Below are 25,507 nucleotides of genomic sequence, written 5' to 3'. Positions count from 1 at the left end.
CGTTGGTAGATACAAAACCGGCCCCTAGGGGCCGGTAATGACTCAGTTGTTATACAGATCGATGATCGCACTGACCGCCTGCGTCTTGACCTTGGAGGCATCGTTACGTGCCTGCTCGATCTTGTTCAGGTAGGCCTCGTCGACGTCGCCGGTCACGTACTGGCCGTCGAACACTGCACAATCGAACTTCTCGATCTTGATCTTGCCGCCACCAACCGCTTCGATCAAATCAGGCAGGTCCTGATAGATCAGCCAATCGGCACCGATCAGGTCAGCTACGTCCTGGGTCGAACGGTTGTGGGCGATCAGTTCGTGGGCGCTCGGCATGTCGATGCCGTAGACGTTCGGGAAACGCACGGCCGGCGCTGCGGAGCAGAAATAGACATTCTTGGCGCCCGCTTCACGCGCCATCTGGATGATCTGCTTGCAAGTGGTGCCGCGCACGATGGAGTCATCCACCAGCATCACGTTCTTGCCGCGGAATTCCAGCTCGATGGCGTTGAGCTTCTGGCGTACGGATTTTTTCCGCGCGGCCTGGCCCGGCATGATGAAGGTGCGGCCGATATAACGGTTCTTCACGAAGCCTTCGCGGAACTTCACGCCCAGGTGGTTCGCCAGCTCCAGAGCAGCCGTGCGACTGGTGTCCGGGATCGGGATGACCACGTCGATGTCGTGCTCGGGACGCTCACGAAGAATCTTCTCGGCGAGCTTCTCGCCCATGCGCAGACGGGCCTTGTAGACCGACACGCCGTCGATGATCGAGTCCGGACGGGCCAGGTAGACGTGTTCGAAGATGCACGGGGTCAGGGACGGGTTGGTCGCGCACTGACGGGTGTGCAGCTTGCCGTCTTCAGTGATGTAGACCGCTTCGCCCGGTGCCAGGTCGCGAATCAGGGTGAAACCGAGTACGTCCAGGGAAACGCTTTCGGAGGCGATCATGTATTCGACGCCCTCGTCAGTGTGACGCTGGCCGAACACGATCGGACGGATGCCGTGCGGGTCGCGGAAACCGACGATGCCGTAGCCGGTCACCATCGCCACGACGGCGTAACCACCGACGCAACGGTTGTGCACGTCAGTCACGGCGGCGAATACGTCTTCTTCGGTTGGCTGCAACTTGCCGCGCTGGGCCAGTTCGTGCGCGAACACGTTGAGCAGCACTTCCGAATCGGAACTGGTGTTGACGTGGCGCAGGTCAGATTCGTAAATCTCCTTGGCCAGTTGTTCAACGTTGGTCAGGTTGCCGTTGTGCGCCAAGGTGATGCCGTAAGGCGAGTTGACGTAAAACGGCTGAGCTTCGGCCGAGGTCGAGCTGCCCGCAGTCGGGTAGCGCACATGGCCAATGCCCATGTGACCGACCAGACGCTGCATGTGACGCTGATGAAACACGTCACGCACCAGACCGTTGTCCTTGCGCAGGAATAACCGGCCTTCATGGCTGGTCACGATACCGGCAGCGTCCTGGCCGCGGTGCTGGAGGACGGTTAGCGCGTCATACAGCGCCTGATTGACGTTCGACTTACCGACGATACCGACGATGCCACACATGCGACGCAACCCCTACTTAATGGATCTGAACTGAACACAACTCACTGAGGCGTTTTCGCCGTCGGCAAGAGGTGCTCCCTGAACGGTATTTCAGCGGGTACGCTGATACCGCTGGCAAGCCACTGACTGCTCCACCCGAGAATCAGGTTTTTGGACCAGTCTGCGACCAATAAAAACTTTGGCACGAGTTGGGACTCTTTCCACCACCCGTCCTGCTGTACCGGCCCCAGGCTCAACAGCCCGACCGCCACGACCACCAGCAACACGCCACGCGCGGCACCGAAGGCCATGCCGAGGAATCGATCGGTCCCGGAAAGCCCGGTGACGCGTACCAACTCGCCGATAAGATAATTGATCATTGCGCCTACGATTAACGTGGCGACAAACATGATGGCACAGCCCGTGATCACACGGGCCGACGGCGTTTCGATGTATCCGGCGAGGTACTCGGACAATGCGCCACCGAACATCCAGGCAACGACTCCTGCGATGATCCAGGTCACCAGCGATAGCGCTTCCTTGACGAAGCCGCGGCTCAGACTGATCAATGCGGAGATGGCGATGATTGCAACGATCGCCCAGTCAACCCAGGTAAATGGCACAGTGCAGCCTACAGACGGATGAGGCGGCGCATTTTAGCAGAGCCCATGCTTATCGGTAAGCTGCGATTGTCAGTGCATTTCAAATCGGGGCGATAGATTTAGCCGCGCTCAGGCTGAAAACGCACCACAAAACCCTTGAGGTTTTGCTGACGGTTCAACAAGTCGCGCAGGCGATCGGCCTCGGCACGCTCGATCAGCGGACCGACAAACACCCGATTTTTGCCATCGGCGGAACGGATATAGGCGTTGTAGCCTTGGCTGCGCAGGGTTTTCTGCAGCTTTTCCGCACTTTCGCGATTAGCCAGGCTGGCCAGTTGAACCGACCAACTGACCGACAGGCCATTGGCGTCGACACGGCTTTGCGTGGTGTCCGGCTTGCCCGGAGCAGCCGCGATTGGCTGGGCAGGTGCGGTCGCAGGCTTGGCGGCCAGCGCCGGAGCAGGAGCGACCGGCTTTACGGCCGGAACCGGCAACGCTGGTACTTTCGGCGCGACAGGTGGCGTCGGCTTGGCTTCCTGGGCAATCTCATCGTCGCTGGGCACCGGCTCCTGCGGCAACGCCTGAGGCTCAGGCACGACCACCGGTTCAACCTGCACTTGCGCCATCGCCGGTGCTTGCGGCGCAGTCGGCGCCTCGACAGTCACCTGGCGCTGCTCATCCTGACGGGAAAACAGCATCGGCAGGAAAATCACGGCCAGCGCGACCAGAACCAGGGCGCCGACCATGCGCTGTTTGTAAGCCTTATCCAGCAATGCCATTTGCCGCTTCCTCCGTGGAGCGCCGAGCCAACCACTCAAGGGCCTCGGCGACACAATAAAATGATCCGAACAACAGAATTTCATCGTCGCTCGTCGCCAGCGCACACTGCCCTTCCAGGGCGGCGGCCACGCTGTCATAGGACGTTACCGAAGCGCCGCGCTTATGCAGCGCTTCGCGCAAATCGGCCACTGGCCGCGCCCGAGGCGAATCCAGTGGCGCGACAGCCCAGTGCTCGACACTAGCACTCAACGCGGCAACTACACCATCCAGATCCTTGTCCGCCAGCAACCCGAACACCGCCAGACGCTTGCCGGCCAGTGGCCGACTGGCCAGACGCCGGGCCAAATACTCCGCTGCATGGGGGTTATGCCCCACATCCAGCAACAGGTTAAGACGCTTGCCCTGCCAATCGAACGACCGACGATCGAGACGACCGACCACCCGCGTCGCCTGCAGCGCCTGGATAATCTGCGCATCCGCCCACGGCAACCCGAGCAACAGATAGGCCTGTAGCGCCAGCGCGGCGTTTTCCATCGGCAGATCAAGCAACGGCAGATCATGCAGCTCGACCACGTGCCCCTGAGCGTCCAGACCGCGCCATTGCCAGTCGTGATCAGTGATACCGAGATCGAAATCGCGCCCGCGCAGGAAAAACGGGCATTTAAGCTCTCGCGCTTTATCCAGCAGGGGCTGTGGAGGATTCAGGTCGCCACAGAGCGCGGGCGCGCCCTGGCGAAAGATGCCGGCCTTCTCGAAGGCCACGGACTCACGAGTATCACCGAGGTGATCGGCGTGATCGACCCCGATACTGGTGACCAGTGCCATGTCGGCGTCCACCACGTTGACCGTGTCCAGACGCCCGCCCAGCCCCACCTCCAGCACCACGGCATCAAGCCCGGAACGCTGGAACAGCCAGAAAGCCGCCAGGGTGCCCATCTCGAAATAGGTCAGGGAAGTGTCGCCGCGCCCCGCCTCGACCGCCGCGAAGGCTTCGCACAGCTCGGCGTCAGTGGCTTCAACGCCATTGACCTGCACCCGCTCGTTGTAACGAAGCAGGTGCGGAGAGTTGTAGACACCGACTTTCAGGCCCTGGGCCCGCAGCAACGAAGCCACGAACGCACAGGTAGAACCCTTGCCATTGGTGCCGGTGACCGTGATCACCCGAGGCGCCGGCTTGCCCAGCCCCATGCGGGACGCTACCTGTTGCGAGCGCTCAAGGCCCATGTCGATGGCCGAGGGATGCAACTGCTCGAGGTAGGCGAGCCATTCGCCAAGGGTACGTTGGGTCATACGTTGGCTGGCACCGGTGGAACCACGATCGGCTCGATGGGGGTGGCGACGAACTTAGGCGTCGGCAGGCCCATCATCTGTGCCAACAGGTTGCCCAGGCGCGGACGCAGCTCCTGACGGTGAATGATCATGTCGATGGCGCCGTGCTCCAGCAGGAACTCGCTGCGCTGGAAGCCTTCCGGCAGTTTTTCGCGAACGGTCTGCTCGATCACGCGTGGCCCGGCAAAGCCGATCAGCGCTTTCGGCTCACCGACGATGACGTCGCCGAGCATCGCCAGACTGGCCGAAACACCACCGTAGACCGGGTCGGTCAGCACGGAGATGAACGGAATGCCTTCTTCGCGCAGACGCGCCAGCACCGCGGAGGTCTTGGCCATTTGCATCAAGGAGATCAGCGCTTCCTGCATCCGCGCACCACCGGAGGCGGAGAAGCAGATCATCGGGCAGCGGTTTTCCAGCGCGTAGTTGGCGGCGCGAACAAAGCGCTCGCCGACGATGGCGCCCATCGACCCACCCATGAAGGAGAATTCGAACGCCGAAACCACCACAGGCATACCCAGCAAGGTGCCGCTCATGGAGATCAGCGCATCTTTTTCGCCAGTCTGCTTTTGCGCAGCAGTCAGGCGATCCTTGTACTTCTTGCCATCACGGAACTTCAGGCGGTCAACCGGTTCCAGGTCCGCCCCCAGCTCGGCACGGCCTTCGGCGTCGAGGAAAATGTCGATACGGGCGCGTGCGCCAATACGCATGTGGTGATTGCACTTGGGGCAAACGTCCAGGGTCTTTTCCAGCTCCGGACGATACAACACAGCCTCGCAAGACGGGCATTTGTGCCAAAGACCTTCAGGCACCGAGCTCTTCTTGACCTCGGAACGCATGATCGAAGGGATCAGTTTGTCTACTAACCAGTTGCTCATGCTTTCTTTCTCCAGTACCGGTGGCCCGAACGCTCTGGTTCGCAGCCCCGTGTATGCCCTTGAGCTAAATTCATGTGTGCGGCGATGATCAGTCGATGGCCGGGTCAACGAGACGTGACCTGCGCACCACCCAACAACCCTCAGCCTTTTTGTACAGAGCAGTGGACGGCGGCAGTCTGCCAGCCGTCACATCAACGTAGCGCGTTGATGAATGCCCGAATCTTCGCATGATCCTTGATGCCTTTGCTCTCCTCTACCCCACCGCTGACATCCACCGCATACGGGCGGACCCGGTCAACTGCCTCGGCGACGTTATCCGGGGTCAGGCCTCCCGCCAGAATGATGGGCTTGCTCAAACCTTGCGGTATCAGTGACCAGTCGAACGCTTCGCCGGTTCCACCGGGAACACCTTCGACATAGGCATCGAGCAAAATGCCGCTGGCACCCGGATAGGCGTCGCAGGCTGCCGCAATGTCATCACCGGCCTTGACCCGCAGCGCCTTGATGTACGGGCGATGCCAGCTTTCACATTCTGCCGAGCCTTCGTCGCCATGGAACTGCAACAGATCCAGCGGCACGGTATCGAGGATTTCTGCCAACTCTTCGCGACCGGCGTTGACGAACAGGCCTACGGTGGTGACGAACGGCGGCAATGCCTTGATGATCGCGCGCGCCTGCTGGCGGCTCACCGCCCGCGGGCTCTTGGCGTAAAACACAAACCCGATGGCATCGGCCCCGGCCTCAACCGCCGCCAACGCATCTTCTATGCGGGTAATCCCACAAATCTTGCTGCGAACGGCTGACATGTCGATAAAACCCCACGGCAAATCCGAGAAAGTCCCGGATGGTAACAAAAGCGTTCGAGGGCGTCAGCCGTCAAGTTCGGTGAAACCGGTCAGGAAATGCGGGCCGATGTAACGCTCGGGCAATTGGAACTCGTCGCGGTACTCGACCTGCACCAGATACAGGCCAAACGGGTGAGCCGTCACCCCGCCTGAGCGGCGGATTCGGCTCTCCAGCACTTCCTTCATCCACTCCACCGGGCGTTCGCCGGCCCCAATGGTCATCAGCACACCAGCGATGTTGCGCACCATGTGATGCAGGAAAGCGTTGGCGCGGATATCCAATATGATCATTTTGCCATGACGGGTGACGCGCAGATGATGCAGCTCCTTGATCGGCGACTTGGCCTGGCACTGACCAGCGCGAAAGGCACTGAAGTCATGAATACCCACCAGGTATTGCGCCGCCTCGGCCATGCGCTCGACGTCCAGCGGACGGTGGTTCCAGGTGATTTCTTCGTTCAGGTGCGCCGGGCGGATCTGATCGTTATAGATCACGTAGCGATAGCGCCGGGCAATGGCCTTGAACCGTGCATGGAAATGCGCCGGCATGACTTTGGCCCAACTGACACTGACGTCGTGCGGCAAATTGATATTGGCGCCCATGACCCAGGCCTTCATCGAGCGCTCGACCGGCGTATCGAAATGCACCACCTGTCCGCAGGCATGTACACCGGCATCGGTGCGCCCTGCGCACAGCAGCGACACAGGCGAGTCGGCGACTTTCGACAAGGCGTTTTCGAGGGTTTCCTGCACCGTGAGCACGCCGGAGGCCTGGCGCTGCCAGCCGCGATAGCGCGAGCCTTTGTATTCAACGCCCAACGCGATCCGGAAAAAGCCGTCGGCCGCCATTTCGGCGGCCGGGTTATCTATATTTGCCAAGGAGTGACAGCCTGCTGATGTACGCGAAGGCGGGCATTATAAAGCCGTGGGACGTGGATACCAGTACAACAGCATCGCCCCGCGCTAAAACAAAAACGGCAGCCTCACCGGGCTGCCGCATTGTTTACAAAGAGCCGATCACTCAGGCCAGACGCGCCAGCATCTCCTTGGCTTCGCTCTTCTGGCCGTCATCACCCTCTACCACCACCTCATTGAGGATATCCCGGGCGCCGTCGTTGTCACCCATATCGATGTAGGCCTGGGCCAGATCAAGCTTGGTGGCGACTTCGTCGGTGCCGGAAAGGAAATCGAACTCCGGCTCGTCTTCGGCAGAAGCCAAAGCGTCGTGCTCCGTGAATGTCGGCTCACCGATGCTGCCAGACAAGCTTTCCAACTCGGCGTTGACGTCATCCAGCTCCGCGGCGAAAGCATCCGGCGCATCCATTTCTTCAGCCAGCGACAGATCGAAATCGGCAGGCAGCTCCAGATCATCCAATGCCAACTCAGGGGCTGCCGGTGTTTCGACGACCGGCAAATCCTTCACGCCCTCGTCCAGATCGAGCAGGAAGTCATCTTCGGCCAGCGTCGCTGCCGACGGCTCCGCACCAAGATCCATGTCCAGATCGAACTCCGACAGGTCGTCGAGGTTTTCCTTGATCTCAGCCTGCTGCTGCAACACCGACCCGAAACTCAGGTCATCGTCCAGAGGGAAATCTTCCAGATCGGTCAAAGTCGACGCTTCAGGCTCCGGCGCAGGCGTAATGACTGCTGGAGTAATGTCTTCCAGGTCATCCAGGCTCAGATCGAAAGCGCTGTCGAAATCGTCTTCGACCGGAGCCGGCATTGGTTCTGGTTCTGGTGCTGGCTCTGGTACTGGCGGCTCGTCCTGCAACAGGTCCTTGACGTACTGCGCATCCAGTTCGGCCGCGACTGCGGCGGCGGCGATGCCTCCGGCGGCAATCAACGCCATGGCCGGGAAGCGGCTCTTCAGTTTTTCGACCTGGGCGAAATTGTCGCCGTTGGCCACCAGTTGGCGTTCCTGGGCAACGAACGCATCGCGATCGCCTTGCTGGCCGTAGACTTCCATCAGTTTCAGGCGCAGATCACTGCGCTGAGGCTCTTGCTTGATGCCCTCTTCCAGCAGGGCTGCAGCCTGATTCAGACGGCCGGCGGCGATGTGAGACTGGGCTTTGTCCAGCACGTCGTCGGAGCGGTCGGCGGCTGGCGCCACCAGTGGCGCGGCGATGGGTGGCGTGACCACAACCGGGGCCGGAGCCGGAGCGGGCGCAGGTGCAGGTGCAGGAGTCGGCGCGGTGGCCAGTTTTACGCTCGGAGGGGGAACTTCCAGGCCTTCGAAACTGCTTTCCGGCAGGTCCAGATCGGCAGAAAACGGTTGCTCCTCGGCCAGGGCGCGGGCCATGCGCAAGTGTTTCTCGGCTTCTTGCTGGGCTTTGCGACGACGGGCCAGCAACAGCAACAACAGCATCACAACCACGGCCCCACCACCGGCCAGGCCCAACAACCAAGGATTAGTCAGCAGCTCGTTGAATTGCTTGTCGTCGGAAGCTGCCGGGGTCGGCTCGACAGGTGTCTCGGCCGGAACGGGCGCCGGAACCGCTGCCGGCGTCATTTCGGCTGGCGCTGGCGCCGCACCAGGCGTCAGTTCAGCCGTCATCGCCGGTGCCGGCGCAGCAGCAGGCGCCGGGGCTCCCGCCGCCCCTTCAGCCTGCAACTTGGCCAGTTGATTGTTCTTCAGTTCGATCAGACGTTGCAGCTTGTCCATCTGACTTTGCAGATCAGATATGCGGCTTTTCAGCTCTGCATTGTCACGGCGGGTGGTGTCGAGGCTTTCCTGAGTCACCGCCAGCTTGTTGTTCAAGGCTTTCGCATCGCCTGCGGCGCCTTTGCCACGGGCCTTGCCCGACTCGGCCGAGACCAGGCTCAGGTTGTCCCGAGCAGGCTGTGACGACGTCGCTTCACCACGACCACGCTTGGTGGCATCGAGTTGCTGCTGCCCCGCGGCCGGCTTAGCGACATAGCGACGCCCCTGACGCCACGCAGTGTTCTGCGCAGCGACTTCGGCAATCGCCTTGGATTGCCGCATGCTGGTGCTTTGCGCCTGATCCGGCATACGCAGCACCTGCCCGGTTTTCAGCCGGTTGATGTTGCCGTCGATAAAGGCATCCGGGTTCAGCGCCTGGATGGCCAGCATGGTTTGTTGAATCGAACCGCCGTTACGCGCCTTCGCCGCGATTTCCCAGAGGGTATCGCGCGGCGTAGTGGTGTATTGGGACGGTTTGGTCGCACCGGTGACGGGCGCGGTCACACCCTGAGTCGGCGTGGGCTGCGCGGCTGCTTCAGCGGTTTGCGGCGAGAATTTGGACGGGTCGAGCAAAACGCTGTAATCACGCAGCAGTCGACCGTTGGGCCACATCACCTGAACCAGGAATTTCACCATCGGTTCGGAAAGCGGCTTGCTGGAAGTGACACGCAGGATGCTTTTACCACCGGCATTCAGCACCGGGGTGAAGGTCAAGTCGTTGAGAAACGCCTGGCGGTCGACACCTGCCTTGGCGAAATCTTCAGGTGAAGCCAGGCTCGGCACCACTTCGGCAGCGGTGAGTTCCTTGACGTCGAGCAATTCGATTTCTGCCACCAACGGCTGGTTCAGCGTCGATTTCAGGGTCAGCTCCCCAAGCCCGAGGGCATGCGCCATACCGGAGGACAGCGCCGAGGCGGCCGCTATTGCTAACACCAGTTTGCGAACTTGAACCATAGCTCATCCTTAGTTTGAACATTCCTCGGCCAGCGAGAAGGTGTTGATAGCCGCTGCCGTAAGGCATTGCGCGGCGGCGAGAGGTCGCCGCGCGCGATCGTTTCATGCATGCCCCGGAAAGCCCCACAGGGTGGCTCGCCTTCAGCATTCCTGCCAAGCATAGCGCTGGGTCGGAACCATTCGAAAAATTGTTGCCAAGTATCTTTTACAGCAGGTCTTTTATCAACAACTCAGCCAGCTGCACAGCGTTGAGCGCGGCGCCTTTGCGTACGTTATCTGACGTCAGCCACAAATTAAGTTCCGACAGGTCGTCGATACCCTGGCGTACCCGACCAACGTAGATCACATCCTGCCCTACCGCGTCACCTACCGGCGTCGGGTAATCACCGGCTTCAACCAGCTCGATGCCGGGGGCGTCTTCCAAAGCGGCGTTGACTTTAGCCAGGTCGATCTCACTCGCCGATTGCAGCGTCACACTAAAGCTATCGCCAAAAAATACCGGGGCTTGAATGCAAGTCACGGAAATCTTCAATGAAGGCAGGGCCATGACCTGGCGCAACTCACGCACCAGGCGCTTTTCCAGCAGCGTATGACCCCGCTCGTCCGGCTTGCCGACCTGGGCCAACAAATTGAACGCCATCTGCCGATCGAAAAAGGTCGGCTCCAGTGGGCGCACGTTAAGCAACTCGGCGGTCTGCCGGGCCAGCTCGGTCACGGCCTCGCGGCCCTGGGCGGAAACCGCCAGGCACGCGGTCAGGTTGACGCGCTGCAAATCGATCAAACCCAGCAACGGCGCCAGCACCACCGCCAGCGCCGTAGCCGAAGGGCTCGGGCTGCTGATCCGGAATGGTTTTTTCAGGCCGGCCAACACCTGCGCGTTGGCTTCCGGCACCACCTGTGGCGCCTGGTCGGTCGGCAACGCGCCGGACAGGTCGATTACCGAGCAACCGGCAGCCGTGGCGCGCGCGGCAAAACTCAGGGTCACGGCCGGGCCGGCGGCGAAGAACACCAACTGGACTTTGCCGAAGTCGAACTCATCGACTTCCCGCACCCGCACATTCTTGCCCCGAAACGGCACCGAATGCCCGGCGGATTCGCTACTGGCCAGCAAGTGCAGGTTGCCGACCGGAAAGTCGCGCTCTTCAAGAATCTGCACGAGCGTCTCGCCGACAGTACCGGTGGCGCCGATCACGGCAATATCGAAGGACTGGCTCATGGTTCTACCTCAGGCGAAACGGGGGAGCGGCACTTTACCGGGTGGTGGGGATGCAGGCAATTATGTGGCGTCTGTTCTGGCCTCATCGCGGGCAAGCCCGCTCCCACGGGGATCAGCACAATCCTTGTGGGAGTGGGCTTGCCCGCGATGACGGAACATCAGGCAACCCATCAGCATCTGACGGCCTGGAATAAAAAAACCCGCGCCTCTTTCAAGGCACGGGTTCTTTCACAGCTTCAATCGATCAACGCTCAAGCAGGATCCGCAGCATGCGACGCAGCGGTTCGGCCGCGCCCCAGAGCAGTTGGTCGCCGACGGTAAACGCACCGACGAATTGCGACCCCATGTTCAGCTTGCGCAGACGGCCGACCGGCACGTTCAGGGTGCCGGTGACCTTGGTAGGGCTCAGCTCCTGCATGCTGATCTCGCGGTTGTTCGGTACCAGCTTGACCCAAGGGTTGTGCTGGCTGATCAGCCCTTCGATATCGGCGATCGGCACGTCTTTGTTCAATTTGATGGTCAGCGCCTGGCTATGGCAACGCATGGCACCAATGCGCACGCAGATGCCGTCGACCGGGATCGGGCTCTTGAAGCGACCGAGGATCTTGTTGGTCTCGGCCTGGGCCTTCCACTCTTCACGGCTCTGACCGTTCGGCAGCTCCTTGTCGATCCACGGGATCAGGCTGCCGGCCAGCGGTACGCCGAAGTTTTCGGTCGGGTACGCGTCGCTGCGCATGGCTTCGGCGACACGACGGTCGATGTCGAGGATCGCGCTGGCCGGGTCGGCCAGTTGATCGGCGACCGCTGCGTGGGTCGCACCCATTTGCTTGATCAGCTCACGCATGTTCTGCGCGCCGGCACCGGAGGCCGCCTGATAGGTCATGGCGCTCATCCACTCCACCAGACCGGCTTCGAACAGACCGCCCAGGCCCATCAGCATCAGGCTGACGGTGCAGTTGCCGCCGATGTAGTTCTTGGTGCCCGCGTCCAGCTGCTGGTCGATGACCTTGCGGTTGACCGGGTCCAGGACGATGACCGCGTCATCCTGCATGCGCAGGCTGGAAGCGGCGTCGATCCAGTAGCCCTGCCAGCCGGCTTCGCGCAGCTTCGGGAAGACTTCACTGGTGTAGTCGCCACCCTGGCAGGTCAGAATCACGTCGAGGGTTTTCAGCTCTTCAATGCTGTAAGCGTCCTTGAGCGGAGCAATCTCCTTGCCCACGGACGGGCCTTGGCCACCGACATTGGAAGTGGTGAAAAACACCGGCTCGATAAGATCGAAATCCTGCTCTTCCAGCATCCGCTGCATGAGCACGGAACCGACCATACCGCGCCAACCGATCAGACCTACACGTTTCATCGCAACTACACCTTCTTGAAAAGTGGGCCGCTGCTTTCGGGGATGAAAGTGGCAGCGGGCCCGAGAGATTACAGATTCCGCAGCGCGGCGACTACTGCGTCACCCATTTCCTGCGTACCGACTTTAGTGCAACCGGCCGACCAGATGTCGCCCGTACGCAAGCCCTGATCCAGCACCAGGCTGACGGCTTTTTCGATGGCATCGGCCGCTGCCTGCTGGTTGAAGCTATAACGCAGCATCATCGATACCGACAAAATGGTCGCCAACGGGTTGGCAATGCCTTTGCCCGCGATGTCCGGCGCCGAACCGTGGCACGGCTCGTACATGCCTTTGTTGTTGGTGTCCAGGGACGCCGACGGCAGCATGCCGATGGAGCCGGTGAGCATCGAGGCCTGGTCGGACAGGATGTCGCCAAACATGTTGTCGGTGACGATCACGTCGAACTGCTTCGGCGCACGCACCAGCTGCATCGCGGCGTTATCGACGTACATGTGGCTCAGTTCGACCTCAGGATAATCCTTGGCCACTTCCTCGACAATTTCACGCCACAGCTGGCTGGACGCCAGCACGTTGGCCTTGTCGACCGAGCACAGTTTCTTGCCGCGGACCATGGCCATGTCGAAACCGACACGGGCGATGCGGCGGATTTCGCTTTCGCTGTACGGCAGGGTGTCGTAGGACTGACGCTCGCCGTTCTCCAGGGTACGGGTGCCGCGCGGCGCGCCAAAATAAATACCGCCGGTCAGCTCGCGAACGATCAGGATGTCCAGACCGGAGACGATTTCCGGCTTCAAGCTCGAAGCTTCGGCCAGTTGCGGGTACAGGATCGCCGGACGCAGGTTGCCGAACAGGCCCAGTTGCGCACGGATTTTCAGCAGACCACGCTCAGGGCGGATGTCACGCTCGATGGTGTCCCATTTCGGGCCGCCAACGGCGCCCAGCAGCACGGCATCGGCTGCGCGGGCACGTTCCAGGGTTTCATCGGCCAACGGCACGCCGTGCTTGTCGATGGCGGCACCACCGATCACGTCGTGACTCAGCTCGAAGCCCAGGGCGTACTTGTCGTTGGCCAGTTCCAGCACCTTGACCGCTTCGGCCATGATTTCCGGGCCAATACCGTCACCTGGGAGAATCAGAATCTGCTTGCTCATGCTTTCCTCATGTCATCAGTCGGTGCACCCTGGGGCGCGCCCGGAAAAAATCTATCGATCGGTACCTATCTTTCTACAAACAGCACCAGCACATCCGTACTGAACGAACCATCGGCCTCAATTTCGAAATATTCGCGTACTTCGTTGCCCATCGACTGCTGCAGTTCGCGGATCGCCGCGCGCATCACCTGTGGCGTGCGCATGCGCTCGACCCAGGAGTTGTACTCCAGACGCAGCCGCTGCCGCGTGGTGCTACGGGTGTGCAACCCGGCTTCGCTGATCTGGCGCAACCATTCGCCGGCGGAATAATCACGCACATGGCTGGTGTCGCGCAGCACTTCGACGCTTTGCAGGTAAGTGTCGAACAACGGGCTGCCCGGTGACAACACATCGATGAACGCCGCTACGCCGCCCGGCTTCAACACCCGACGCACTTCCCGCAGGGCCACGCCGAGATCGCTCCAATGGTGCGCCGAATAGCGACTGAAGACGAAATCGAATTCACCGTCGGCAAACGGCAAGCGTTCGGCGACGCCATTGACCGTGGACACGTTGCTCAACCCACGATCAGCGGCGGCTGCGGCGACCACGTCGAGCATCTGCTGCGACAGGTCGTAAGCCACCACTTCCTTTACCAGCCCAGCCACGTGAAAACTCACATGACCGGCACCGCAACCCAGGTCCAGCACGCGAGCATCGCCCTGCCCCGCCAGTTCGGCCTGTAGCAGTGCGAATTCAGTGCCTTGAGCGTGTACGGCGCTGCTCAGGTAGGCCGAAGCCTGTTCACCGAATTGCTTTTGAACTACCTGGCTGTGCTGGGCGGAGCTGGTCATGGGGACTTCCTTTTAGTCTTGTGGCGCCTGTTCCGGCCTCATCGCGGGCAAGCCCGCTCCCACAGGTTTCTTGAACACCGTAAATCCCTGTGGGAGCGGGCTTGCCCGCGATGGGGCCAGCCCTGACTACAAAAATCTCGAATCAATCAAGCGTCGCGAAACAACCAAGGCTGGCTCGCACGGTGCTTGGTTTCAAACGCCGCAATCGCATCGCCGTCCTGCAAGGTCAGCCCGATGTCGTCCAGGCCATTGAGCAGGCAGTGTTTGCGGAATGCGTCGATTTCGAAGCTCAGGACCTTGCCGTCCGGGCGGGTCACGGTCTGGGCTTGCAGGTCGATTTGCAGCTGGTAGCCCGGATTGGCTTCTACCTGCTGGAACAGCTCATCGACTTCAGCGTCGCTCAAGATGATCGGCAACAAGCCGTTCTTGAAGCTGTTGTTGAAGAAGATGTCGGCATAGCTCGGCGCGATGATGCTGCGGAAACCGTATTCTTCCAGGGCCCACGGCGCGTGTTCACGGCTCGAACCGCAACCGAAGTTCTCACGGGCCAGCAACACGCTGGCGCCTTGATAACGCTCGGCGTTGAGGACGAAGTCCTTGTTCAGCGGGCGCTTGGAGTTGTCCTGATACGGCTGCCCCACATCCAGGTAGCGCCATTCATCGAACAGGTTCGGGCCGAAACCCGTGCGCTTGATCGATTTCAAAAATTGCTTCGGAATGATCTGGTCGGTGTCGACGTTGGCACGATCCAGAGGCGCGACAAGTCCAGTGTGCTGGGTAAAAGCTTTCATGCTGCGCTCCTTAGATCAATTCACGGACGTCGACGAAACGACCGTTCACGGCGGCGGCCGCGGCCATGGCCGGGCTCACGAGATGGGTTCGGCCACCCGCGCCCTGACGGCCTTCGAAGTTACGGTTGGACGTCGAGGCGCAGTGTTCGCCGGACTCCAAACGGTCCGGGTTCATCGCCAGGCACATCGAGCAACCCGGCTCACGCCATTCGAAACCGGCTTCGAGGAAAATCTTGTCCAGGCCTTCCGATTCGGCCTGCGCTTTCACCAGACCCGAGCCCGGCACCACGATGGCCTGCTTGATGGTCGAGGCCACTTTGCGGCCCTTGGCAATGACGGCAGCCGCGCGTAAATCTTCGATCCGCGAGTTGGTGCAGGAGCCGATGAACACGCGATCCAGTTGAATGTCGGTGATCGCCTGATTGGCGGTCAAACCCATGTATTTCAGGGCACGTTCGATGGAGCCGCGCTTGACCAGATCCATTTCCCTGGCTGGATCCGGCACGTTCTGATCAACGGCCAAGACCATTTCAGGCGAAGTGCCCCAACTGACTTGCGGCTTGATCTGGCTCGCGTCGAGCTCGACCACGGTATCGAACACGGCATCGGCATCGGACACCAGGTCTTTCCAGGCTTCGACCGCCAGGTCCCATTCCGCGCCTTTCGGGGCGAATGGACGACCCTTCACGTAGGCCACGGTTTTTTCATCAGCCGCCACCAGGCCTACGCGGGCGCCGGCCTCGATGGACATGTTGCAGATGGTCATGCGGCCTTCGACGGATAGGTCACGAATCGCGCTACCGGCGAATTCGATGGCATGGCCGTTACCGCCGGCGGTACCGATCTTGCCGATCACCGCGAGCACGATGTCCTTGGCGGTCACGCCGAACGGCAATTGGCCTTCGACGCGCACCAGCATATTTTTCATTTTCTTGGCGACCAGGCACTGGGTCGCGAGCACGTGCTCGACCTCGGAGGTGCCGATACCGTGAGCCAGGGCACCGAAGGCGCCGTGGGTCGAGGTATGGGAGTCGCCGCAGACCACGGTCATGCCCGGCAAGGTTGCACCCTGCTCCGGGCCGATGACGTGAACGATGCCTTGGCGCACGTCGTTCATCTTGAATTCGACGATGCCGTATTCATCGCAGTTATCGTCGAGGGTCTGGACCTGCAGGCGCGAGACCTGGTCCACGATGGCGTCGATGCCGCCCTTGCGCTCCGGCGTGGTCGGTACGTTGTGGTCCGGGGTCGCGATGTTGGCATCGATGCGCCAAGGCTTGCGCCCGGCCAGACGCAGGCCTTCGAAGGCTTGCGGCGAGGTCACTTCGTGAATGATGTGACGGTCGATGTAGATCAGCGCAGAACCATCGTCGCGCTGCTTGACCAAATGCGAATCCCAGAGCTTGTCGTAGAGCGTTTTGCCGGCCATCAGACGTTTTCCTCATCAGCTTGTTTCTATGCCCCGGGCTTTGATATCTCAATAACCCCTTGGCTTGTGAGGCTGATCCTATGGGGTTACATTAAATAACTCAAATTCATATTTTTTATGCTTTGGATAACCAACTGGAATGCAACCATGGACCTGGCCAACCTCAATGCCTTTATTGCCATCGCCGAGACAGGAAGCTTCTCCGGCGCCGGCGAGCGCCTGCACCTGACACAACCGGCAATCAGCAAACGCATCGCCGGGCTGGAGCAGCAATTGAAGGTGCGCCTGTTCGATCGACTGGGTCGTGAAGTCGGCCTGACCGAGGCAGGCCGCGCGCTGCTGCCGCGCGCCTATCAGATTCTGAACGTACTGGATGATACTCGCCGCGCCCTGACCAACCTCACCGGCGAAGTGACCGGCCGTCTGACCCTGGCCACCAGTCACCACATCGGCCTGCACCGTTTGCCTCCGTTACTCAGGGAGCTCACTCGACGCTACCCCGACGTCGCGCTGGATATTCAATTCCTCGATTCGGAAGTGGCCTACGAAGAAATCCTCCATGGCCGCGCCGAACTGGCCGTCATCACCCTGGCGCCGGAGCCCCATGCGCTGGTCAAGGCCATGCCGGTGTGGAACGACCCGCTGGATTTCGTGGTCGCCCCGGAGCATTCGCTGCTCAACAATGGACCGGTCAGCCTGGCGGACATTGCCCGGCATCCGGCCGTGTTCCCCGGCGGCAACACGTTCACCCACCACATCGTCCAGCGCCTGTTCGAAGCCCAGGGGCTGACGCCGAACATCGCCATGAGCACCAATTATCTGGAAACGATCAAGATGATGGTGTCGATCGGCCTGGCCTGGAGCGTGTTGCCGCGCACCATGCTCGACGATCAAGTTGCACGAATACCCCTGCCGGGCATACAACTGTCTCGCCAGCTAGGCTATATCCTGCACACAGAACGGACGCTATCGAATGCAGCACGGGCCTTCATGGCCTTGCTGGATGCTCAAATCGATCTGCCAGGGATTCAGGGTTAACTTGTGCTACTGCTATAGAGCCGCAAATTCCTGTGCAAAATGCCCAAATCAGCCTAAGGCTTGCCAATGCCGAAATCTGTTGACCGTATTCCGCCGATGCCGCGTATTCAGGCACTTGATCCACAACGCTCCGAGCAGAGCTGGGAAAGTGCCCCCCAATTATTGGCCGCGCTGAACGGCGCCCGGCTGGGTGCCTGGTATTGGGACATCGAACGCGGGCAGATCAGTTGGTCACGGGGTACTCAGGCGCTGTTCGGCTTTGATCCGCGGCAACCGTTGCCCGCCGATCTGGAATACCTCGATTTGCTGCCGCCGGAAGACCGGGCGAAAACCATTCGTGCCTTCCATGCCGTGATCGCCGGCGCACCGCTGGAGCAAGCGATGCACCACCGCATTCGCTGGCCCGACGGCAGCCTGCATTGGCTGGAGATCAACGGCAGCCTGCTGCCGGACAAAAACGGCCGACCACGCATGATCGGCGTGATCCGCGAGATCACTCACCAGCGCCAGCGCGAGCAGGCGCTCAGCAGCTCGGAAAAGCGGTTCGCCACCCTGTTTCATCTGTGCCCGAACATGGTGTTGCTGACACGCCAGGAAGACGGCCTGATCACCGAAGCCAATCAGTATTTCGAAAGCCTGTTCGGCTGGCCGGTGCAAGACGCGATCGGCCGCACCACCCTGGAGCTGGGCCTTTGGGTGAACCCCGAACAACGCACGACACTGGTCAAAGCCACCAAGGCCAAGGGCGAACTGATCAATATGGAGGTGCAGTTTCGCGCCAGCAATGGCCAGATCCACGACGGCATCCTCAGCGCACAAAAGGTCGAGCTCGAAGGCCAGCCGTACCTGTTGAGCACCTTCCTCGACACCACCGAACGCAAAGCCGCCGAGCACGCCTTGAAAGACAGCCAGGAGCGCCTCGACCTGGCACTGGATTCGGCACAACTGGGCACCTGGGACTGGCACATTCCCAGCGGCATGCTTTACGGTTCGGCCCGCGCCGCCCAATTGCACGGGATGGATGCGAAGCCTTTTCATGAATCTTTCGACGAATTTTTCGAAGGGGTTCCCGGCGAAGAACGCGACAACATGCGCGACGCTTACCGCAGCTTGCGCGAAGGTCCGGCGGGCAACTATCAACTGACTTACCGCGTACAACTGGAAGACGGCACTTCGCGCTACCTGGAAAGTCGCGCCCGGCTCTACCGCGATGAAAATGGCGCGCCGTTGCGCATGGCCGGGACCCTGCTGGACATCACCGATCAAGTCGAACGCGAACAACAGCTGGTGGCCTCCGAAGAAAAATTCGCCACCCTGTTCCAGGTCAGCCCGGACCCGATCTGCGTCACCCGCCAGGACACCGGGCAGTTCATCGAAATCAATTCCAGTTTCACCCAGACCTTTGGCTGGGGCACCGCCGATGTGATTGGCCGCAGCGCTGACGAAATCGGCCTGTGGGACGCCTCGGCCAAAAGCCTGCAGCGCATCGAACAGGTGATCCGCGAGCAAGGCCTGAATAACGTGGCCATCCTCGTCCAGCACAAGGAAGGACAGTCTCTGACCTGCGTGATTTCCAGCCGCCAGATCAACGTCGGCGACCAGCCATGCATCGTCACTACGTTACGCGACATCACCCAGCAGCAACGTTCGGAAGCAGCGCTCAAGGCCAGCGAAGAGAAGTTCGCCAAGGCGTTCCACTCAAGCCCCGACGCCATCACCATCACCGAACGCGACACCGGCCGCTACCTGGAGGTCAACGACGGGTTCTGCCGCCTGACCGGCTACCGTGCCGATGAAGTGATCGGACGCACGGTGTATCAGCTCGGGATCTGGGCCGAAGAGAAACAACGCTCGGCGTTGCTGGCCGAACTGCAGATCAAGGGCCGGGTTCACCATCAGGAAATGCTCGGGCGCAACAAGCGCGGCGAGTTGTTGACCGTGGAAGTGTCGGTGGAACCGATCACCCTCAACGAAACCGCGTGCCTGCTGCTGACCGCCCGAGACGTCAGCCTGCTGAAAAACGCCGAAGCGCAGATCCGCCACCTGGCGTACCACGACCCACTGACCAACCTTCCCAACCGTGCGCTGCTGATGGACCGCTTGAGCCAGCAGATCGCCCTGCTCAAACGCCACAACCTGCGCGGCGCATTGATGTTTCTCGACCTTGATCACTTCAAGCACATCAACGATTCCCTCGGCCATCCGGTGGGCGATACCGTGCTGAAGATCATCACCGCACGCCTGGAAGCCAGTGTGCGCATGGAAGATACCGTCGCGCGCCTGGGCGGCGACGAATTCGTCGTCCTGCTCAGCGGTCTCGAAGGCTCGCGCAGTGAAGTCAGTGAGCAGGTGCGCGATCTGGCTGACACCTTGCGCGAACTGCTGTCAGAACCGATGTTCCTCGATGGCCAGCGCCTGCAAGTGACGCCGAGCATTGGTATTGCACTGATTCCCGACCATGGCTCCACGCCGACGGATTTGCTCAAACGCGCTGACATTGCCCTCTATCGTGCCAAGGATTCGGGACGCAACATCGCGCAGATGTATCACAACACCATGCAGAAGGCCGCGAGCGAGCGCCTGCGCATGGAGACCGATCTGCGCCTGGCGCTGTCCCGGGGTGAGTTTCGCGTGCACTACCAACCCCAGCTCGACGCCCGGAATAACCGTATCGTCGGTGCCGAGGCCCTGGTGCGCTGGACCCACCCCGAACTCGGCGCGCAATCGCCAACCGAATTCATCAAGGTGCTGGAGGACAGCGGGCTGATCCTGGAGGTCGGCACCTGGATTCTCGACGAAGCCTGTCAGGCCTTCCGGCAATTGATCGCCAATCGCCTGATAGACCCGCTGAACTTCAGCCTGTGCGTCAACATCAGCCCAAGGCAGTTCCGCCAGAACGACTTTGTCGAACGCATCGAAAACAGCCTCGCCAGCCACGGCCTGCCCTGCTCGCTGCTGAAACTGGAAATCACCGAAGGCATCGTCATCCAGAACCTGGAAGACACCATCAATAAGATGCGTCGCCTGAAAAAGCTCGGCGTGAGCTTTGCCATGGATGATTTCGGGACCGGTTATTCCTCGCTGACCTACCTCAAGCGCCTGCCGGTCGACACCCTGAAAGTCGACCAGTCGTTCATCCGCGACGCCACCACCGACCCCAACGATGCCGAAATCATCCGCGCCATCGTCGCCATGGCTCGCAGCCTGGAATTGAAGGTGATCGCCGAAGGGGTGGAAACGCCGGAGCAACTGGCGTTCTTGCAGGGGCTGGACTGCCATTTCTACCAGGGTTACCTGCACAGCCGGCCGTTGCCGGTGGAGGAGTTTCAGAAACTACTGAGATAACCAGATCGTGGCGGGAATGGGATACAAAAAAGGGGCGCCCATGGCGCCCCTTCTTGTTGCTCTGACTCAGTGTTGCAGAGCCGGTTTTTCCGTCCCGTTGATCGGGATGTGTTTGGCTTTCGCCTCTTCCGGAATCACCCGCAGCAGCTCGATGCTCAACAGACCGTTGCTCAGGCCGGCAGCCTTGATTTCGATATGGTCCGCCAGTCGGAACGACAGCTTGAACGCGCGCTGGGCGATGCCCTGGTGCAGGAAGGTCACACCTTCGTTGCTGTCACGTTTGCCGCCGCTGATGGTCAGCACACCCTTCTCGACTTGCAGCTCCAGGTCTTCTTCCTGGAAACCGGCCGCCGCCACGACGATGCGGTATTGATCGTCACCGTGTTTTTCGACGTTGTACGGTGGGTAGGTGCTGCCTGGCTCGTTGCGCAGGGCGGTTTCGAACAGGTCGTTGAAACGATCGAAGCCTACCGAGGAACGGAACAGAGGCGCCAGGGAAAATGCAGTACTCATGGTTCAAATCTCCTGAAAACAATCAGCAAGTTGTTTGTCTCCGCGACCCGAATTCGGCATCGCGTACCCCTTAGATAGGGACCGCCAATTACTTTTCAAGAGATTTTTTTCAAATTTTTTTTGCTGTTTTCAGGCGGCTTCAGCGACCTGCAGCCCCAACAAACGCGAGACCTGATCCAGCTCGGTCTCACGACGCAGGACACTGAACAGCTCCACCGCTTCGGGATAATTGCGGGTCAGCATCGCCAGCCATTGCTTCAAACGGCCCGGTGATTGACGAGGCGTCATCTGCGCCTTGGCTTGCAGCCAGAAATCCTGGATCAGAGGCAGCAGCTCGGCCCAGGTCATCTCGACGACTTCTTCTGCGGCCCGTGCCGCAGCAATTTGCCGAGCCAAGTCGGGGCGTGAAACCAGGCCGCGACCGAGCATGATGTCTTCCACACCGCTGATTTCACGGCAACGGCGCCAGTCTTCGACACTCCAGATATCGCCATTGGCAAACACCGGTACCTTGACCACGTCCTGAACCCGAGGAATCCACTCCCAATGCGCCGGCGGCTTATAGCCGTCGGTTTTGGTTCGTGCATGGACCACGATGTGCGCAGCGCCACCTTCGGCCAGGGCCGTGGCGCACACCAGTGAGCCATCCGGGCTGTCGAAGCCCAGGCGCATCTTGGCGGTCACGGGAATGTGCGCCGGAACGGCGCGACGGACATGCTCGACGATCTGGTTGAGCAGCTCCGGCTCCTTGAGCAGCACCGCACCACCACGAGACTTGTTCACGGTTTTGGCCGGGCAGCCGAAGTTCAGATCAATCACTTCGGAACCCAGCTCACAGGCCAGCGCGGCGTTTTCTGCCAGGCAAACCGGATCGGAACCCAACAACTGCACACGCAGCGGCACCCCGGCAGCGGTGCGAGCACCGTTGAGCAATTCCGGGCCGAACTTGTGGAAATAGGCGGGCGTGAGTAACTGATCGTTGACACGAATGAACTCGGTTACGCACCAATCAATGCCACCTACGCGGGTCAGCACGTCGCGCAGGATGTCGTCGACCAACCCCTCCATGGGCGCCAAGGCAATTTGCATGAAAAACACACTCAACGAAAAACGTGCGGCAGTTTACTGGATTACGCAACAAATCTGCAGAACATCGCAGATCCTTTGCAGGAGCGAGCTCGCTCCTAGAAGGGTTGGAGCGACAGCAACGCCGGACCATAGCCCTCGATGAACTCCGCCGGCATGCGCTTGGGCCGACCGGTGGACAGTTCGATGCAAACAAAGGTGGTTTGCGCCCGCAGCAGCGTGGCGTTGTCGCTGGGACGCTTCAACTGGAAGTGTCGGGTCATTTTCAGGCGCTGATCCCAATCGACGATCCAGGTCGCCAATTGCAGCTCGTCGCCCTCATAAGCGGCCGCCAGGTAATCGATCTCATGCCGCACCACCGCCATCGCCCGGTCCAGCCGCCGGTATTCGACCAGATCCAGGCCCAGGCGCTGGGAGTGGCGCCACGCACAGCGCTCGAGCCAGGTGACGTACACCGCATTATTGGCGTGCCCCAGCCCGTCGATGTCCTCGGCGCCCACTTGCAGATCAATGATAAATGGCGTTGCCCGATCCCAGCCCATGCCCCACTCCCGGTCAGATGATGTCGACCGGGGCAGTGTAACGGATGCTCAGGCCGATTGGCGCGATTGCAGACTGCGTCCGGCCAGCAGTGACAGCACCCCGTCGATCACCTGGGGGTCGGCCAGCACCCGCTGATGACCGCCTTCCTGCAGGCGCAGCAGGCGGCTATCGAACCAGGCTTCGTGGATCGCCTGCGATTCCTTCACCGAAACAAGCTTGTCGTCTTCGGCATGCACGATCAGGCCGGGCATATCGAGTTGGTAGTGCGCCACATCCAGCGTGGCAGCGCGCATGCCGACGTCTTTCTCAACCTGACGGATGAATGCCGAGCGAGCTTTCGGCGGCAACCCCACATAGCGCGCAAAGCCACGTAGTACACCGAGGATTCGCGCCGGAGCTGCGATTGTCACCAGAGTTTCGGTACGCAAGCCCAGTTGCACTGCGAGCATGGCGCTGGCGCCGCCCATGGAGTGACCGATGACGGCTTGAAGCGGTGGCAGTTCGGCGGCGGCTTCGAGCATGGCGCGAGCGAACAGTGCGACATTCGCTTCGGTTCCCGGCGAGCGACCGTGCGCCGGGCCGTCGAGGGCGACCACCGTGTACCCGGCATCGACCAGAGCAGTGATGAGACTGGCAAACTGCGTCGGCCGGCCTTCCCAACCGTGCATCAGCAGCACTGCCGGGCCCTGCCCCCAGCGCAATGCCGAGAGACCGAAACGCAAAGTGATCCGTTCGGATTTGGCCAGCAGCGGCAATTCCCAATCACGCGGCGGCAAATCTCGCGGCGTCATGAACGCCAGTCGCATTTTTCTTGCAACCAGTTTTGGAGCAAACCAACCCAAGGTGCCATTGACGCCACGAACCCACTTTAACGCGCTCATCGCTCTCTCCTCAGGCTGCAGCCTTCAGGTCAACGCACAGCCGACTTGGCAGCGCGAAGCAATCGGTCGGATAAATCACCGGGGCCCAGCGCCCGTGCCAGCGCCAGACCGCCCACCATCAAGGCCATGTCGGCCAGGGCTTTATCGGTGTCTTCGGGACTGGCCGCCAACTGCGCGACCATCAGTTCCATGTGTTCATTCAGTGCGATCCGGAAGGCATCGGGCAGACGCCCGAGCTCACCGATCGAGGCCGGAATCGGGCACGCAGACTCGCTGGAATCACGGTGTTTGCGCGACAGATAGAACGCAGCGACCAGCGCACGACGCTCTTCACCGGTCAGTTCGGCATCCATGTCAGCAATCAGGTCACGGCGGCGACCCAGCAATTGCTTGAACGCCTCCAGCATCATTGCGTCCTTGCTTTCGAAGTGCGCATAAAAGCCGCCGACGGTCAGGCCGGCTGCGCCCATTACTTCGCCCACGCTAGGCTCGGCCGGGCCGCGCTGAATCAGCGCTGCGCTGGCAGCCTTGAGGATGCGTTCACGGGTTTGAGCTTTTTTATCGTTCATCGTTGCCTCCGAATATTACGACTAGAATATTATTCTCATAATAATTTTCTGCAAGTCGTGGATGTGACCGCTGGTCTGAAGAACAGTTTGAAAGAAATGAGGGAATTTGGCCAAACGCCAGACAAACAAAAGGGCCATTCAATAATTGAATGACCCTTATAAAATCCCGCAGAGCGGGTAATCGTGGCGTCCCCTAGGGGACTCGAACCCCTGTTACCGCCGTGAAAGGGCGGTGTCCTAGGCCACTAGACGAAGGGGACACAAACCCTTCTTTACAACTGACCAGTGCTGAGAGCTGATCGATTCAAGGCCGGTGTGGCCAGACCTTGAACTGTAAAATTGGTGGAGCTAGACGGGATCGAACCGTCGACCTCTTGCATGCCATGCAAGCGCTCTCCCAGCTGAGCTATAGCCCCGGATTTTTCGCCTCGCGGCGGAGCGACATTTTGCAACATCGCTTCTGTAAAACTGGCGTCCCCTAGGGGACTCGAACCCCTGTTACCGCCGTGAAAGGGCGGTGTCCTAGGCCACTAGACGAAGGGGACGCAAACCCTTCTATACAATTGATCAACGCTGAGTGTTGATCGCTTCAAGGTCGGTGTGGCCAGACCTTGAAGTGTAAATTGGTGGAGCTAGACGGGATCGAACCGTCGACCTCTTGCATGCCATGCAAGCGCTCTCCCAGCTGAGCTATAGCCCCGGATTTTTCGCCTCGCGGCGGAGCGACATTTTGCAACATCGCTTCTGTAAAACTGGCGTCCCCTAGGGGACTCGAACCCCTGTTACCGCCGTGAAAGGGCGGTGTCCTAGGCCACTAGACGAAGGGGACGCAAACCCTTCTATACAATTGATCAACGCTGAGTGTTGATCGCTTCAAGGTCGGTGTGGCCAGACCTTGAAGTGTAAATTGGTGGAGCTAGACGGGATCGAACCGTCGACCTCTTGCATGCCATGCAAGCGCTCTCCCAGCTGAGCTATAGCCCCTCATCGTTGATGTCATCGCTGAGGACGGGGCGAATCTTAAGGGTGTATCGAAAGCCTGTCAAACTTATTTTTGAAAAATTTCAAAATTTTTTGTCGGCATAACAACCACTTACCGCCCTTCCCCCGTAAATTCAGGAGAAAACGCCGGAGGACGG

At 60.4% G+C, this 25,507-nt stretch carries 21 protein-coding genes and 6 tRNA genes; 2 read left to right on the top strand and 25 right to left on the bottom strand.

The genetic code is table 11. The annotated features are described in order from the left end of the window. Nucleotides 1-42 precede the first annotated feature (42 nt). The 14 genes from purF to leuC form a co-directional block, all read right to left on the bottom strand. A complete protein-coding gene (purF, locus tag JQF37_RS14255; RefSeq protein ID WP_047531226.1) occupies nt 43-1,548 on the bottom strand; it encodes an amidophosphoribosyltransferase in 1,506 nt (501 codons plus the stop codon). 41 nt (nt 1,549-1,589) lie between these two features. Then, nucleotides 1,590-2,150: a CvpA family protein gene (locus JQF37_RS14250; RefSeq protein WP_130206973.1), complete on the bottom strand. Its 561-nt coding sequence runs from the start codon at nt 2,148-2,150 to the stop codon at nt 1,590-1,592. Between the two features lie 98 nt (nt 2,151-2,248). After that, nucleotides 2,249-2,908, bottom strand: a complete 660-nt coding sequence (locus JQF37_RS14245) for an SPOR domain-containing protein (protein WP_130206975.1) — start codon at nt 2,906-2,908, stop codon at nt 2,249-2,251. Continuing rightward, nucleotides 2,892-4,199 carry a bifunctional tetrahydrofolate synthase/dihydrofolate synthase gene (folC, locus tag JQF37_RS14240; protein ID WP_130206977.1) on the bottom strand — a complete coding sequence of 436 codons (1,308 nt, stop codon included), beginning with the start codon at nt 4,197-4,199 and terminating at the stop codon, nt 2,892-2,894. The genes JQF37_RS14245 and folC overlap by 17 nt, the downstream gene beginning before the upstream one ends. Beyond that, on the bottom strand, nt 4,196-5,116 hold the full coding sequence (gene accD / locus JQF37_RS14235; RefSeq protein ID WP_047531234.1) for an acetyl-CoA carboxylase, carboxyltransferase subunit beta: 921 nt from the start codon (nt 5,114-5,116) through the stop codon (nt 4,196-4,198). Before accD ends, folC begins: the two co-directional genes overlap by 4 nt. A 191-nt stretch (nt 5,117-5,307) precedes the next feature. Next, the gene (locus JQF37_RS14230; protein WP_130206979.1) at nt 5,308-5,922 is read right to left on the bottom strand and encodes a phosphoribosylanthranilate isomerase; all 615 of its coding nucleotides are present in this window, start codon (nt 5,920-5,922) and stop codon (nt 5,308-5,310) included. Nucleotides 5,923-5,985: 63 nt separating this feature from the next. Beyond that, nucleotides 5,986-6,810: a tRNA pseudouridine(38-40) synthase TruA gene (truA, locus tag JQF37_RS14225; protein WP_130207052.1), complete on the bottom strand. Its 825-nt coding sequence runs from the start codon at nt 6,808-6,810 to the stop codon at nt 5,986-5,988. Nucleotides 6,811-6,982: 172 nt separating this feature from the next. Further along, nucleotides 6,983-9,616 carry a FimV/HubP family polar landmark protein gene (locus tag JQF37_RS14220; protein ID WP_130206981.1) on the bottom strand — a complete coding sequence of 878 codons (2,634 nt, stop codon included), beginning with the start codon at nt 9,614-9,616 and terminating at the stop codon, nt 6,983-6,985. A 205-nt stretch (nt 9,617-9,821) separates the two neighbouring features. Further along, nucleotides 9,822-10,832: an aspartate-semialdehyde dehydrogenase gene (locus JQF37_RS14215; RefSeq protein WP_130206983.1), complete on the bottom strand. Its 1,011-nt coding sequence runs from the start codon at nt 10,830-10,832 to the stop codon at nt 9,822-9,824. A 244-nt stretch (nt 10,833-11,076) separates the two neighbouring features. Further along, nucleotides 11,077-12,189, bottom strand: coding sequence for an aspartate-semialdehyde dehydrogenase (asd, locus tag JQF37_RS14210; RefSeq protein WP_130206985.1), 1,113 nt, complete (start codon nt 12,187-12,189; stop codon nt 11,077-11,079). A gap of 68 nt (nt 12,190-12,257) precedes the next feature. Further along, nucleotides 12,258-13,340 (bottom strand): 3-isopropylmalate dehydrogenase, encoded by a 1,083-nt coding sequence (gene leuB, locus JQF37_RS14205; protein WP_130206987.1) that lies wholly within the window; start codon nt 13,338-13,340, stop codon nt 12,258-12,260. 65 nt (nt 13,341-13,405) lie between these two features. Continuing rightward, on the bottom strand, nt 13,406-14,173 hold the full coding sequence (locus tag JQF37_RS14200; protein WP_130206989.1) for a class I SAM-dependent methyltransferase: 768 nt from the start codon (nt 14,171-14,173) through the stop codon (nt 13,406-13,408). A gap of 146 nt (nt 14,174-14,319) precedes the next feature. Continuing rightward, nucleotides 14,320-14,964 (bottom strand): 3-isopropylmalate dehydratase small subunit, encoded by a 645-nt coding sequence (gene leuD / locus JQF37_RS14195; RefSeq protein WP_047531250.1) that lies wholly within the window; start codon nt 14,962-14,964, stop codon nt 14,320-14,322. A 10-nt stretch (nt 14,965-14,974) separates the two neighbouring features. Further along, complete coding sequence (gene leuC, locus JQF37_RS14190; RefSeq protein WP_090318719.1) at nt 14,975-16,393, bottom strand: 3-isopropylmalate dehydratase large subunit; 1,419 nt, start codon at nt 16,391-16,393, stop codon at nt 14,975-14,977. A gap of 147 nt (nt 16,394-16,540) precedes the next feature. Between leuC and JQF37_RS14185 the strand changes: the two genes are divergently transcribed. Both JQF37_RS14185 and JQF37_RS14180 read left to right on the top strand, forming a co-directional pair. Continuing rightward, nucleotides 16,541-17,431, top strand: a complete 891-nt coding sequence (locus JQF37_RS14185) for a LysR family transcriptional regulator (RefSeq protein ID WP_130206991.1) — start codon at nt 16,541-16,543, stop codon at nt 17,429-17,431. Nucleotides 17,432-17,497: 66 nt separating this feature from the next. After that, a complete protein-coding gene (locus JQF37_RS14180) occupies nt 17,498-20,776 on the top strand; it encodes an EAL domain-containing protein (RefSeq protein WP_130206993.1) in 3,279 nt (1,092 codons plus the stop codon). A gap of 66 nt (nt 20,777-20,842) precedes the next feature. Here the strand turns inward: JQF37_RS14180 and JQF37_RS14175 are convergent, their stop codons facing one another. The 11 genes from JQF37_RS14175 to JQF37_RS14125 form a co-directional block, all read right to left on the bottom strand. Then, nucleotides 20,843-21,289 carry an Hsp20 family protein gene (locus JQF37_RS14175; RefSeq protein ID WP_130206995.1) on the bottom strand — a complete coding sequence of 149 codons (447 nt, stop codon included), beginning with the start codon at nt 21,287-21,289 and terminating at the stop codon, nt 20,843-20,845. Between the two features lie 129 nt (nt 21,290-21,418). Continuing rightward, entirely contained in the window at nt 21,419-22,378 is a 960-nt protein-coding gene (locus JQF37_RS14170) for a tRNA-dihydrouridine synthase (RefSeq protein WP_130206997.1), read from the bottom strand. Between the two features lie 95 nt (nt 22,379-22,473). Further along, nucleotides 22,474-22,917, bottom strand: coding sequence for a thioesterase family protein (locus JQF37_RS14165; RefSeq protein WP_130206999.1), 444 nt, complete (start codon nt 22,915-22,917; stop codon nt 22,474-22,476). 48 nt (nt 22,918-22,965) lie between these two features. Further along, on the bottom strand, nt 22,966-23,799 hold the full coding sequence (locus JQF37_RS14160; RefSeq protein WP_130207001.1) for an alpha/beta fold hydrolase: 834 nt from the start codon (nt 23,797-23,799) through the stop codon (nt 22,966-22,968). Nucleotides 23,800-23,828: 29 nt separating this feature from the next. Next, nucleotides 23,829-24,368 carry a TetR/AcrR family transcriptional regulator gene (locus JQF37_RS14155; protein WP_047531265.1) on the bottom strand — a complete coding sequence of 180 codons (540 nt, stop codon included), beginning with the start codon at nt 24,366-24,368 and terminating at the stop codon, nt 23,829-23,831. Between the two features lie 184 nt (nt 24,369-24,552). Then, a tRNA-Glu gene (locus tag JQF37_RS14150) sits at nt 24,553-24,628 on the bottom strand. A gap of 80 nt (nt 24,629-24,708) precedes the next feature. Next, nucleotides 24,709-24,784, bottom strand: a tRNA-Ala gene (locus JQF37_RS14145). Nucleotides 24,785-24,837: 53 nt separating this feature from the next. Next, a tRNA-Glu gene (locus tag JQF37_RS14140) sits at nt 24,838-24,913 on the bottom strand. A gap of 79 nt (nt 24,914-24,992) precedes the next feature. Continuing rightward, nucleotides 24,993-25,068: transfer RNA gene (locus JQF37_RS14135), tRNA-Ala, on the bottom strand. Nucleotides 25,069-25,121: 53 nt separating this feature from the next. Beyond that, nucleotides 25,122-25,197, bottom strand: a tRNA-Glu gene (locus JQF37_RS14130). 79 nt (nt 25,198-25,276) lie between these two features. Then, a tRNA-Ala gene (locus tag JQF37_RS14125) sits at nt 25,277-25,352 on the bottom strand. Nucleotides 25,353-25,507: the final 155 nt, after the last annotated feature.

The sequence above is a fragment of the Pseudomonas sp. MIL9 genome (genome assembly GCF_016887925.1).
GTDB classification, from domain to species: domain Bacteria; phylum Pseudomonadota; class Gammaproteobacteria; order Pseudomonadales; family Pseudomonadaceae; genus Aquipseudomonas; species Aquipseudomonas mohnii.
Note: the sequence above shows the minus strand (reverse complement) of the source record. Positions and strands in the feature narration are given on the sequence as shown.

Bases quoted from the DNA above. Each gene is read 5' to 3' on its own strand.
- leuD (WP_047531250.1), bottom strand. From the start codon at position 14,964: ATGAAAGCTTTTACCCAGCACACTGGACTTGTCGCGCCTCTGGATCGT.
- JQF37_RS14160 (WP_130207001.1), bottom strand. From the start codon at position 23,799: ATGAGCGCGTTAAAGTGGGTTCGTGGCGTCAATGGCACCTTGGGTTGG.
- JQF37_RS14185 (WP_130206991.1), top strand. From the start codon at position 16,541: ATGGACCTGGCCAACCTCAATGCCTTTATTGCCATCGCCGAGACAGGA.
- JQF37_RS14155 (WP_047531265.1), bottom strand. From the start codon at position 24,368: ATGAACGATAAAAAAGCTCAAACCCGTGAACGCATCCTCAAGGCTGCC.
- truA (WP_130207052.1), bottom strand. From the start codon at position 6,810: ATGGCGGCCGACGGCTTTTTCCGGATCGCGTTGGGCGTTGAATACAAA.
- JQF37_RS14220 (WP_130206981.1), bottom strand. From the start codon at position 9,616: ATGGTTCAAGTTCGCAAACTGGTGTTAGCAATAGCGGCCGCCTCGGCG.
- JQF37_RS14180 (WP_130206993.1), top strand. From the start codon at position 17,498: ATGCCGAAATCTGTTGACCGTATTCCGCCGATGCCGCGTATTCAGGCA.
- leuC (WP_090318719.1), bottom strand. From the start codon at position 16,393: ATGGCCGGCAAAACGCTCTACGACAAGCTCTGGGATTCGCATTTGGTC.
- JQF37_RS14165 (WP_130206999.1), bottom strand. From the start codon at position 22,917: ATGGGCTGGGATCGGGCAACGCCATTTATCATTGATCTGCAAGTGGGC.
- JQF37_RS14215 (WP_130206983.1), bottom strand. From the start codon at position 10,832: ATGAGCCAGTCCTTCGATATTGCCGTGATCGGCGCCACCGGTACTGTC.
- JQF37_RS14245 (WP_130206975.1), bottom strand. From the start codon at position 2,908: ATGGCATTGCTGGATAAGGCTTACAAACAGCGCATGGTCGGCGCCCTG.
- folC (WP_130206977.1), bottom strand. From the start codon at position 4,199: ATGACCCAACGTACCCTTGGCGAATGGCTCGCCTACCTCGAGCAGTTG.
- JQF37_RS14200 (WP_130206989.1), bottom strand. From the start codon at position 14,173: ATGACCAGCTCCGCCCAGCACAGCCAGGTAGTTCAAAAGCAATTCGGT.
- accD (WP_047531234.1), bottom strand. From the start codon at position 5,116: ATGAGCAACTGGTTAGTAGACAAACTGATCCCTTCGATCATGCGTTCC.
- JQF37_RS14230 (WP_130206979.1), bottom strand. From the start codon at position 5,922: ATGTCAGCCGTTCGCAGCAAGATTTGTGGGATTACCCGCATAGAAGAT.
- purF (WP_047531226.1), bottom strand. From the start codon at position 1,548: ATGTGTGGCATCGTCGGTATCGTCGGTAAGTCGAACGTCAATCAGGCG.
- asd (WP_130206985.1), bottom strand. From the start codon at position 12,189: ATGAAACGTGTAGGTCTGATCGGTTGGCGCGGTATGGTCGGTTCCGTG.
- JQF37_RS14170 (WP_130206997.1), bottom strand. From the start codon at position 22,378: ATGCAAATTGCCTTGGCGCCCATGGAGGGGTTGGTCGACGACATCCTG.
- leuB (WP_130206987.1), bottom strand. From the start codon at position 13,340: ATGAGCAAGCAGATTCTGATTCTCCCAGGTGACGGTATTGGCCCGGAA.
- JQF37_RS14175 (WP_130206995.1), bottom strand. From the start codon at position 21,289: ATGAGTACTGCATTTTCCCTGGCGCCTCTGTTCCGTTCCTCGGTAGGC.